Genomic DNA, 11,144 nt, shown 5'->3' on the forward strand with positions numbered 1-11,144 from the left:
AGGCGCGCGGCACGCTATCCCAGCGCGCGGAGCGCCGGCACGAGCGCCACGATCACCGGCACCACCGGTACCAGTGCCGCCATGGCGGTCAGCCGCAGCCGGCGTCCCGCCGTCAGCCGCTCCGCCGGCGCCAGCAGCCGGTCCACCCGCTGCGGCAACTGCGCGTGCTGGGTGGCGCGGGGTCCGAACACCCCACGCTCCTCGTTGAGTTCGACCAGCGCGAGCGCGATCGTCCGGCGGCCGAAACGCCGGGAGGCGACATCGTCGGCGGCCAGCTCGACCAGCCGGTGCATCTCGTCGCGGAACGCCGCGAACACCGGGACCTGCGGAAAGCCGTTCGCGAGCGCCCCGGAGCAGTGCAGCAGCCAGTCGTGCCTGGCGCGCGCGTGTCCCTGCTCATGGGCGCGTACGGCGTCGAGCTGACGGCCCTTCAGTCGTCGCAGCGCGGCGGTGGTGACGACCAGCCGGGGTGCGGCGCCCGGCAGCCACCAGGCGTCAGGGCGCTCCTCCTCCAGGACGACGAGCGATTCGCCACCGGGCTGTTCGCCGGGCAACGCGGGTGCGCGTAGGAGCAGTTCGGAGCGGCGCGTGCCGCTCCGCCTGCGCGCCCGGTGGATCTCCCGCGTGAGCATCGCCGCCGTCCACAGGCCGCCCGCCGCCAGAACCACGGCGAGCGGGGCCGACCACGCCCGGTGCGAGCCGAGGGAGTACGCCTCCATGACCCCCTGCGGTGCGGGCGCGAAGACCTGCCCCCGTACGGCCCCCCAGGCGGTGGCCGCGCTGAAGGTCATGGAGAGCGCGAAGCTCAGCAGCACGGCCGCCACCACGCACTGCCACACCCACAGCGCCACCACCGGCTCCCGCTCCGGCCAGTCGGCGCGCGCCAGAAACCGCGGGGCGACGACGGCGGCCAGTGTGCCGAGCAGCAGCAGCGCCAGGGAGACCATCATGGTCATCAGCGTATGAGGGCGCACTACTGAGCGGTATCACCTTGCGGATCAAGTGACTCAGGACACGTTTCGCCGCTCGTGGGGCGGTCGGCTCACCGCGCGCGGGGCTCTCCGGGCTGGGGATGGGTAAGCGTCGTTGATCCTGAGCGCTGTATTCGGGTGGCCGTCACCTCGCGCGGTCGCCACTGGTAGCTGCCCTGGCGTTTCATCAAGTGCTCCTTGCCCGCCGCGGAGCGGCCCGCATCGTCGCGGTCAATGCTCTGCGCAGCCTGCGGGTGCGGAAGTCGGAGGACACGCGGGTGTAGACGTTCAGCCGCCGCACTCGGGGCTCCTCGGCAGGTCGGACGCGACCAGTTCGGCAGCGCGCGCCGGGTCGCGGTCCGCGCGCTCGAGCAGAGCCTCGACGGAGTAGCCCGAGGACCCGAGGGTGGCGGCGAGGCCGAGGGACAGGCCGTAGTCGAAGCGCTCCATGTGGACGGCGGCGTCCAGGTCGGGGCGGAGGCGGTGGAGTGCGCACGTCAGCTCCCAGGCGGAGGCGTCCAAGTGGGCCCGCCGCATCGGGTCGCAGGCATTCACGGCAGCGGTGACTCCGACGTCTTCGGGCTCGTACTCCAGCAGAGCCGGCAGTAGTTCGGGGATGCCCATGATCGCGGCCGCGCTGAACGTGAGGACATGTGCCCCCTCGGGGTTGTCCAACAGTTCCGCCAGCAACGGGACGACACGCAGGTCGTGTCTCCGGGCGAGCCCGCGGATGCCTTCCTCGCGGGCATCCGCATTCTCGTCGGTCGTCCGCTCCCGGAGCGCGGTCCGGACCGCTGGGCTGTCGGCCTCGGTTTGGAAGCCCAGCGTGAACGTCGCCCAATTGCGGACCTCCGGATCCTCGTCTCGGGTCAGTGTGATGAGGGCACGGATGTCCGGGCCGTCCGGCAGTCCGGTGGTGACCCCCGCAAAGGAGCCGGCCACCCGCCGGCGGACCTCTGCGTCGGGGTGGCCCGCGAGGGCGACGAGGACGGGGACGGCGCGCTGGTCGTACGTCCTCTCGATCGCGCACGCCAGGGATGACAGCACGCGGCCCTCGGTCTCCCGCTCCGCGAGCGCGACCAGCGCGGCCGCCGTCTCGGCGCGGATTCCCTCGTTCTGATCGCTCGCGTGGCCCAGCAGGTCACAGCCCGTCTCACGCTCGGCCGGGTCATCCGAACCGATCAGCTCCAAGCCGAGCGGCAGCGACCTCACCCCGTCAACTGCCGCCCGCCACAGCAGCGTCCCGTACTCGTCCCAGTCATCCGTTTCCTCGGCGACACGCGCCGCCGCCAGTGCCTGACCGACCAGTTCCGCCACCGTGCCCGTTTCCATCCGGGCATTCTGGCGCACGAGCCGCGCCTACGCGCGGGAGTTGTCACCGGCTCGGTCCGGCCGCCGCACCAGCACCCCGACCGCGGCCTCATCCGCGATGGCCGGCAGGGCATCCAGCTGACGTGGCGTGAGCGCTGCCGCCAGGACCGGGGCCTCCCGGGACGGCATGGAGGACCAGCTCGGCTCGCCCGGCCCGGTCCTCAACGCCGTGGTGCTCCGGACCACGCGGTACACCGATGCCGCCGTCGCACAGATCCGCGCCGAAGGCCACGAGATCCGGGACGAGGACATCGCCCGGCTTTCTCCGCTCAGGCACAGGAACCTCGACGTCCTGGGCCGCTGCAGCTTCACCGCCTCCACTTCACCGCCTCCACCCAGGCCGGCGGGTGCCCTGCGCCCGCCGCGCGACCCGTACGCCCCGGAACTCGACGAGGACGAGGAGGACTGGTCACACGCACCGGCGGGCGGCTGTCAGCCCGACGCCGAGGTTGCCGGGGGCACTCAAGAACGCTCAACCGGCGACATGGGCCCATGGGTTGTAAGAGTCTCCAACCAATAGAGATTGATGCGATGAACGGGGCCGGTCGATGAGCACGCGAGATCTGGCGACAGTTGGATACGAGACCCCACCAGTACCGAGGCCGTGGCCGCGGTGGCTCAGAGCGTGAGCAGCATCGCCAGCGTGGCGACGCCCATCGACAGCCTGCACGCGACCGCCAGCTCCGTCCTGTCGCCCCAGCCGACCGCCACCGTCGCGCCGCCCTCCGGTCCCGCCATGGCGGGCAGCGGCAGCAGGCGGGCGCCCGCCCAGAGCACGTATCCGGCGTAGTAGACCAGCAGCACCCCGGTGGCCAGCGGGGCTCCGCCCGCCGTGTGCATGGCGTGCGTCCCCTCGGGGGCCGCCGCCATCGACCCGGCCATGTAGGCCATGGCGAGCAGTCCCAGCACATGGTGCGGATGGTGGGAGTGGTACGCCGTGCGGCGGGCCGTGACGAGCGCGTGCAGGGCCGCGCCGCCGAACACCGCCGCGTACACCAGCCAGACCCACTCGGGCGGTGCCAGTACGGCCGCGGGCACGGCCATCGCCGCCATCCCGAACCCCATGAGCGCTTCGCCGCCCGCCGTACTGCGCTGTTCGTCCACGCTGCTGCGCAACCGGAGCAGACAGTAGCCTCCGGCCGCCGCGCAGAGCGCGACGAGCAGCCAGCCGGCCATCGCCGGTCCGTGCACCGCGCACCTCCCCGTTCAACGGTGTCGGGAAGGTGATGCCCGGCGCCGCCGACGCATATACGGGCACATGCGAGCGCAAAGGGACACAGGGGGAGCGCACCGGGGGACGCGCAGGGGGTGTTCCGCGCCGTCGCCACCGCCGGTCGCTCATTCGCATTTCGCTGGAAACGGAAAGCGTAAAGAAAATCGGCTGACAAATCGACTGGCAAAGCGGCGGAATTATTGGCTGAATGCGTGGTGTACGCAGCCTTGTGGCCGCCCGGGCCGCCCGACTACTTTTCACCCAAGTGCCCTGGGGAGCCGGGCGTACTGCCGCCGCCTGCCATTCCCCCCACTCCCCAGGACTTTAGGCATTTCCGGCAGATATCTGGTGGGAGGAAATCCTCCGTGAGTATGTCACGACGTTCGGTCATCGCCTCCGCGCTGGCCGCATCGGCCGCGATCGGTGGCGTCAGCGCCGCTCAGCGGGCAGTCGCCGCCTCCGATCCGGGGCGCCGCGCGCGTCCGGCACCCGCCGCGAGTCCCCCCGGCGACGTGGTCGGCAAAATCACCGTGGGCTATCAGGGGTGGTTCGCCTGCACCGGCGACGGCGCCCCCATCAACAGCTGGTGGCACTGGAGTCAGGACGCGAGCCGGCCGCCGTCGCCCGGCAATACCACTCTCGTCTCCTGGCCCGATATGCGGGAATACGACCGCGGTTACCCGACGGCCTACCCGGACCTGGGCAATGGCGGGACCGCCAACCTGTTCTCCTCGTGGGACCAGCAGACGGTAGACACCCACTTCCGGTGGATGCGGGAGAACGACTGCGACACCGCGGCGCTCCAGCGCTTCAACCCCTTCGGCGACGAAGGGCCCACCCGGGACGCCATGGCGCAGAAGGTGCGCCGGTCGGCCGAGGCCAACGGCCGCAAGTTCTACATCATGTACGACGTCAGCGGCTGGACGTCCATGCAGTCCGAGATCAAGGAGGACTGGACGTCGAAGATGAAGGCGTACACCGCGTCGAGCGCCTACGCCCACCAGAACGGCAAACCGGTGGTGTGCGTCTGGGGCTTCGGCTTCAGCGACCCGGGCCGTCCCTTCGAGCCCGCACCCTGCCAGGACGTCGTCGAGTGGCTCAAGGCCCAGGGCTGTTACGTGATCGGCGGCGTGCCCACGCACTGGCGCACCGGCACCGACGACTCCCGGCCCGGCTTCTCGGACGTCTACCACGCCTTCGACATGATCTCGCCCTGGATGGTCGGGCGGATCGGCAACGTCGACCAGGCGGACCAGTTCTCCCGCGACATCAACACCCCCGACCAGGCCGACTGCGACGCCCACGGCATCGACTACCAGCCCTGTGTGATCCCCGGCGACCTCCAGGGCAGGGCCAGGGCGCACGGTGAGCTGATGTGGCGGCAGTTCTACAATCTGACCCGGGGTGGCGCCCAGGGCTTCTACATCTCCATGTTCGACGAGTTCAACGAGGGCAACCAGATCGCGAAGACCGCCGAGACCGGCGCGGACGTGCCCGCCGGGTCCGGTATCTACGCGCTCGACGAGGACGGCACCTCCTGCTCGTCCGACTACTACCTGCGGCTCACCGCAGACGGCGGCCGGATGCTCAAGGGCGAGATCCCCCTGACGGCCACCCGGCCGACCCGGCCCAGGGCCTGACGGAGGCACACCGGCACGGACCTCATCGGCGGGCCGCCGGGGACACCCCGGCGGCCCGCTCCGTACGGACCGCCGGACAGGGGTGCTCGGAACGTACCGCCGGACAGGGGGTGCTCAGCCCGCCGGCAGATGCCCTGCCCGGCCCTCCCGGCCCCGCAGCCGTGGGGCGAACGTTGCATGGAAGATGGTCGACGCCGCCCCCACCGCGGCCGCCTCCGCGCTCAGCACGGACGGCTCGACCTCCACTTGCCGCAGCCGCCTGGCGGTCGGGAACTCGTTGACCGTACGGGCGATCTCGTCCAGGTAGAAGCCGGCGACGTCCTCCGTGAAGAACGGGCCGCCGAGCACGATCAGATCGATGTCCAGCAGATCGATCAGACCCAGCGCCCCGCGCCCCACCGCCCGCGCGACCTCCCGTACGGCCGCCGACGCCGCCGGATCGCCGGCCGCCGCCGCCTCGCCGACCGCCCGATAGGCGGCGGTGCTTCCCGACGCCGTCGGCAGAGGACGCATCCCGCCCCGCAGCGCCAGATCCGGTACCGACACCGGGGGATTGCACTCGGTCATCATCTCCGGGCGGCCGTCCTCGCCGACCCTTCCCAGGGCGATGGCGCACAACTGCCCGAACTCCCCCGCGTTGGCGCTGATCCCCCGGTAGAGATCCCCGTTGAGATACAGGCCGGTGCCCACCCCCGTACCGAGATAGAGATACGCGAAGTCCCTGGCCCTGCGGTCCCGGCCGATCCACCGCTCACCGGCCGCCGCCGCCGTGGAGTCCTTCTCCATGAGGACAGGGCACGGGAAGTGGTCCTTGAGCAGGTAGAGCAGCGGCAGATCGCCCCAGGCCGACATCAGCGGCGGTCCGAGCACCGTGCCGGACGCGATGTCCACCGGTCCCGGCACGGCGACGCCGATACCGAGGAAGCCGTCCTCCCGCACCGCCCCGCGTGCCTCGGCGAGCGTCTCGCGGCCCAGCGCCGCCACCCGCTCCACGAACTCCGCCGGATCGGTGTCGGCGGTGACGGGCCGGGTGCGGGTGCGGACGATCGCCCCGTCGAGGTCGATGACGACCGCGGTGAGCACCTCGGGGTCGATATGGATGCCCAGCGCGTGCGCGGCCGTGCCGCAGAGCCGCACCGGCGTACGTGGCTTGCCCGAGGTGGCCCGGCGCTGCGCGTCCTCGATGAGGATGCCCCGGTCGAGCAGCGAGCGGGCGATCCGGGACACCGACTGCTGGGTGAGGCCGGTGCGGTGCGCGATCTCGCCGCGGGTGATGGTGCCGGAGAGCCGTACCGTCTCGATGACCACGCACTCGTTGAAGGAGCCCAGATCGATCTGGTTGACCCCGCTCCACGACCGGCTCCGGTCCGCGCCGTCCACCGCGCGGACCGGGCCCAGATGCCCGGCGACTCTCTCCCGCAGCCAGCGCACCGCGCCGTACGGGCTCGCGGAGCGGGCCGCCGCGTACCGCTCCAGCTCGGCGGCCAGATCGAGATAGACCCGGCGCGAGGACTCCGGGTGGCTGGTGCTGTCCAGCGCGATCATGGCCCGCAGGAAGGTGCGCCACGTGGACCTGACCGGGATCCGATGACACGTCACCGGCCCCTCGGGCAGCGGCGGACGGTCGTCGCGGGCCCGGGTCTCCCACAGGGTGACCGCGTGCAGGGCGAGGTCCGGATGGAGGCGGCCGGCCTCGGCCAGATACTCCCCGAGCCCGTGCGCCCCGGAGCCCCGCGTGACCCCATGGGCCGCCTTCAGCGCGCCGTCCAGCGCCCGGTCGAGTCCGGCGAGCACATCCGTACCGATCACCGTCCCGGCGGTGGCCGGCGGCACCGATCCCCGGCGGGTGCCCGCGAGGAGTACGGCGCGCTCCCCGTCCACGTACAGACCCATCACCCAGACATCGGCGCCGGGCAGCGGCGGCACGGTCGGTACGGACGGCGCCGGGGCCTCGTGCGGGGTGAGCCGCCAGCGCCGTCTGATCCCGGCGACCGTGGCGTGCGAGAGTCCCAGCTCCCGGGCGACGGCACGGGACGCACCGCTGCCGCCGGGCGCCAGCAGCGTACGGGTGATGACCTCCGCCTCGTCCACGGTGGCCGGTCTGCCGGTACGCGGCCGGTGTTCGAGGCCCTCGACGCCGGCGCTCGTCCAGCGCTGCCGCCAGCTGCCGACGGTCTGCCGGGACACCCCGAGCCGCCGGGATATCTCGGCGTCGCGCAGCCCGTCGGCGGCGAGCAGCACGACGCGCGCACGCGTCGCGAGCGGGCCGTCCTCCTCGGCCCAGCGGCGCAGGACGGCGCGGTGTTCCGGGGACAGCGCGCCGTCCGGTCGGGCCTCAGGCACCGGTGCCCCCCGCTCGCCCGTCGCCCGTCCGGTGATCCGCCGCCCGCCGCTCCGCGCGGACCAGCCGCAGCGTGAGGATCTGGAACGGCCGCAGCGTCAGCGCCACCGACCCGCCCTCGTGCGCACGGACGGCGAGCGTCTCCTCCAGCAGGTCCGTCTCCTGGACGGCCGCGACCGGGAACGCGGCGGTCAGCGCCGTACGGGCCCGCCCACCGCGCGCCTCGTAGAGCCGTACGACCACATCCCCCGAGCGGTCGTCGGCCAGCTTCACCGCCTCCACCACCACATCGGGATGGTCCACGGAGACCAGCGCGGGCGCGGCGGGCGCGGCGGGACCGGGGCGCAACGGCAGATTGAGCGCGTACCCCTCGGCGATCGCGTCCCCGACGTCCGCCCCCGGCCGCACGGTGTGCCGGAAGCGCTGCGGCCCCCGGTCGGCGTGCGGGTCGGGACCGTGCGCGGCACGCAGCAGGGAGAGCCGTACGGTGGTGGTGGTCCCGGCATCGTCGCGGGTGTGGCGCGACACGTCGTAGCCGTACGTGGAGTCACCGGCCAGCGCCACACCCCAGCCGTGCTCGCCGACATGGATCCAGCGGTGTGCCCAGACCTCGCAACGGGCCTTTTCCCGGCCGGTGTTCTCGTGGGTGGGGCGCTCGGCATGGCCGAACTGGATCTCGCCCCTGCTGTGTTCGGCGTGCACGTCCAGCGGCCAGGCGGCCGTGAGGAGGGTGTCCCGCTCGCGCCAGTCGACCTCCGTGTCGACCGTCAGCACGCGGCTGCCCGCCGTCAGGGACAGCGCCTGCTGGATCGTGGACCGGCCGGTACTCCGTACGACCCGTACGGACGCCAGCAGCGGTCCCTCCTCGACGACCTCGACCGTACGGGCCCGGTCGAGGTCGCGGTGGCCGGAGCGGGAACCGCCGTCCGGGTCCCGGGCGCTCCACCGTGCCGGGTCGTCACGGTGCAGCTGGAGCAGATTCCCGGCGGCGCCCGGGGCGATGGCGTCCCGGCCGGTGGACAGGTCCCGTGCCGAGCGCACGAGCCCGTCGGCGTCGACACGGACGCGCAGCAGCCCGTTGTCCAGCAGGTGCCCCCCGCCGGCCGCGGCGGACACGGTCACCGGCGCGAGCCCGGCCGGGGCCACCCCGGCCGGGCCCCGGCCGAGCGCCGGGGCCTCGGCCAGGACGGCGGTCCGTCCGTCGGCCAGCCGCTGACCACCGTCCGCCGGACGTTCCCCGTCGAGCACGACCACCTCGCGGCGCGCTCGCGGACCGGCGTTGAAGACGCCCGGACCGGTGTCGGGACCGGTGTCGGGGCCCCCGGCGGGACCGGCACCTGAAGCGCTGTCGGGAGCGCCGACGGCGCGGCGGATCAGCCGCTCCAGCCGGCGGTGGATGTCGCGGTACGCCTGCTCGGCCTCCTGGTGCGCCCAGGCCGTGGAGGCGCCCGCCAGGAGCTCGTGGCCCTGGTACAGCAGGACCTTCTTCCACAGCGCTTCCAGCTCGTCGTACGGGTACGGCGCCCCCTCCCGTACGGTGGCGGTCGCCGACCACAACTCGGCCTCACGCAGCAGGGATTCACTGCGCCGGTTGCCGCGCTTGGTGCGCGCCTGGCCGGTGTACGTACCGCGACGGGTCCCCGGAGGCAGCTCCCCGCGCCACACCGGAGCGTCCGGATGCTCGTCGAGCGCGGCGCGGAAGAAGGACGAGGGGTGCCGCATCTCGATCCGGGGGGAGCCTTCCAGGTCAGCCAGCCGGCGGGCCCGCTCCAGCATCTCCCGGGTGGGTCCGCCGCCGCCGGGGTGACCGAAGGGCAGCAGGGAGCGGGTGGAGCCGTCCCGCCCGGTGTACGGGGTGACCGCGTCGGCCGGTTCGCCGCCGGTCGCCGCCGGACCGGGCCCGGCGGCGGGCGGGACGTGGCTGAGGAGACGTGTGCCGTCCACGCCCTCCCACCAGAAGGTGTGGTGGGGCAGGGCGCCGGCGCCGTTCCCCGCGAGCGCGCGGCCGAGGAACCAGCGGGCCCCGGCGAGCGCGGCCAGCTGCGGGAAGGCGGCGCTCACCCCGGAGGAGCCGGGCAGCCAGACGCCGTCCGTGTCGGTGCCCAGTTCCTCGCGGTAGAAGCGGCGGCCGTACACGAGCTGCCGGGCCAGCGCCTCGCCGCCGGGCAGATTGCCGTCGGGCTCCGCCCACATCCCGCCGGCCGGTGTTCCGTTGCCGTCCGCGACGGCCTTGCGCACCCGCTCGAAGACATGCGGGTGCTGGTCCTTCATCCAGGCGTGCTGCTGGGCGCAGGAGGCGGCGAAGGTCAGCTCCGGGTACTCCTCGGCCAGCGCGGTCATGCTGCTGAAGGCCCGGGCACCCTTGCGTACGGTCTCCCGCGTCGGCCAGAGCCCGGCGGCGTCCGGCAGGGCGTGGCCGACGGCGGTGACGGTGTGCGCGGATCCGTGCGCGCGGCGGGCCAGTACGGGCGCGAGGATCTCGCGGGCGTGCGCGGCGGTCCCGGGGACATCGCGCGGGTCGACGGCGTCCACGGCCCGTTCCAGGGCGCGCAGGATCTCGTACCGGCGCGGGAGCTCCCGGGGGAGCGCGAGCATCAGCCCGTCGAGGGCGTCCATGTCGTGGATGAGGTGCCAGACGTCCTCGTCCCGGACCGCCAGGTCGGCGCGGAGCAGCCGGTGGAGCGACTCGCCGCCGCCGGCGACCGGGTCCCCGCAAGGGGCGCCGGTGCCGGAGCGCCCGTCGGTCGGAGGGAGGGCGGCGGCCTCGACGAGCAGACGGACCGGCTCGCCGCCGCGCGCGGCGGCCGAGACCGGCACGGACCGGTTGTGCGGGTGGAGGCCCTGCAGGGGAGTGCCGTCCGCGTCGTGGACCAGGCCCTCGGCCGGGCCGGAGCCGAGATCGAAGACCGCTTCCACCCGCCGCCCCGCCCACCGTCGCGGAATGTCGGCACGGACCCGGAACCACGTGGTGGACCAGGGCCCGCCCCAGGCGTCGCCGACGACGAAGGGCGTGTAATCGGCCCGGAGGGCCACGCCGACCGGTACGGGCTCGCCCGGGAGCTGCCAGGCGGCGACGTCCAGGGGAAGGCGCTCCGTATACAGCGCGGGCCGCAGACGGCCGGCGAGGAAATGGGCTGTGCGCGCCTCTCCGGACTTCTCGCGGTCATGCATGGGCGGCCTCCCTGTCCAGCCAGTAACCGCCATGTAAAACCAAGAGTGTTATCAAGTCAACGCCTTTCCCGGTGCCTTCTTTCTGCCAGGTGATAAGGGCCGATGGGGGAGTTGTCAGGTAAATAATTTTCCGGAAAGCGCGGCTGCCGGATATTAAGTGAATTGACGGAAGGGGTACACAGGAACGGCGGGGAGGCCCTCGCCTCCCCGCCGTCCTTTCCTGTCGTCTCTTCCGTTTCCCGTCGTCCCGCCCGCTGTCGGACAGGCGCTAACCTCGAAGTTTCATGACGGTCCGCCGACGGAGTCGGTGGACCGTTTTCGTGCCGTGGGCTGAGAGTGGGCAGGTGGAGGGCCCGAGTGTCGTCTCGGGGAGGCGCCGGGTTCCACTGCTCCGGTGTGGGTCTGCTGTCGTGGGGACGGGAAAGTTGCTGGTCAGC

6 protein-coding genes and 1 pseudogene are annotated in these 11,144 nt (G+C 72.8%); 2 read left to right on the forward strand and 5 right to left on the reverse strand.

The window, feature by feature from the left end; genetic code table 11:
• Positions 1 to 14: 14 nt before the first annotated feature.
• Both ACIBAE_RS28795 and ACIBAE_RS28800 read right to left on the reverse strand, forming a co-directional pair.
• Positions 15 to 950, reverse strand: coding sequence for a M56 family metallopeptidase (locus tag ACIBAE_RS28795; RefSeq protein ID WP_399291072.1), 936 nt, complete (start codon positions 948 to 950; stop codon positions 15 to 17).
• Between the two features lie 309 nt (positions 951 to 1,259).
• Positions 1,260 to 2,303 carry a HEAT repeat domain-containing protein gene (locus ACIBAE_RS28800; RefSeq protein ID WP_399291075.1) on the reverse strand — a complete coding sequence of 348 codons (1,044 nt, stop codon included), beginning with the start codon at positions 2,301 to 2,303 and terminating at the stop codon, positions 1,260 to 1,262.
• A 151-nt stretch (positions 2,304 to 2,454) separates the two neighbouring features.
• On the opposite strand from ACIBAE_RS28800, the pseudogene ACIBAE_RS28805 reads away from it, so the two are divergent.
• Positions 2,455 to 2,748 (forward strand): annotated as a pseudogene (locus tag ACIBAE_RS28805) (Tn3 family transposase); the annotation flags it as partial.
• Between the two features lie 212 nt (positions 2,749 to 2,960).
• Here the strand turns inward: ACIBAE_RS28805 and ACIBAE_RS28810 are convergent.
• Entirely contained in the window at positions 2,961 to 3,533 is a 573-nt protein-coding gene (locus ACIBAE_RS28810; protein WP_399291078.1) for a DUF5134 domain-containing protein, read from the reverse strand.
• A gap of 393 nt (positions 3,534 to 3,926) precedes the next feature.
• Here ACIBAE_RS28810 and ACIBAE_RS28815 point away from each other — a divergent pair, with 393 nt between their 5' ends.
• Positions 3,927 to 5,195: a glycoside hydrolase family 71/99-like protein gene (locus ACIBAE_RS28815; RefSeq protein WP_399291093.1), complete on the forward strand. Its 1,269-nt coding sequence runs from the start codon at positions 3,927 to 3,929 to the stop codon at positions 5,193 to 5,195.
• A gap of 114 nt (positions 5,196 to 5,309) precedes the next feature.
• Here ACIBAE_RS28815 and ACIBAE_RS28820 read toward each other — a convergent pair whose 3' ends face one another.
• The gene (locus ACIBAE_RS28820) at positions 5,310 to 7,538 is read right to left on the reverse strand and encodes an ROK family protein (RefSeq protein WP_399291081.1); all 2,229 of its coding nucleotides are present in this window, start codon (positions 7,536 to 7,538) and stop codon (positions 5,310 to 5,312) included.
• A complete protein-coding gene (locus ACIBAE_RS28825; RefSeq protein WP_399291084.1) occupies positions 7,531 to 10,707 on the reverse strand; it encodes an alpha-mannosidase in 3,177 nt (1,058 codons plus the stop codon). The genes ACIBAE_RS28820 and ACIBAE_RS28825 overlap by 8 nt, the downstream gene beginning before the upstream one ends.
• Between the last annotated feature and the right edge of the window lie 437 nt (positions 10,708 to 11,144).

Origin of the sequence: Streptomyces sp. NPDC051569, assembly GCF_044454085.1 — a bacterium.
Taxonomy (GTDB): Bacteria; Actinomycetota; Actinomycetes; order Streptomycetales; family Streptomycetaceae; genus Streptomyces.

Coding starts and splice junctions, on each gene's coding strand:
- ACIBAE_RS28795 (WP_399291072.1), bottom strand. CDS start 950: ATGATGGTCTCCCTGGCGCTGCTGCTGCTCGGCACACTGGCCGCCGTC.
- ACIBAE_RS28800 (WP_399291075.1), bottom strand. CDS start 2,303: ATGGAAACGGGCACGGTGGCGGAACTGGTCGGTCAGGCACTGGCGGCG.
- ACIBAE_RS28815 (WP_399291093.1), top strand. CDS start 3,927: ATGTCACGACGTTCGGTCATCGCCTCCGCGCTGGCCGCATCGGCCGCG.
- ACIBAE_RS28825 (WP_399291084.1), bottom strand. CDS start 10,707: ATGCATGACCGCGAGAAGTCCGGAGAGGCGCGCACAGCCCATTTCCTC.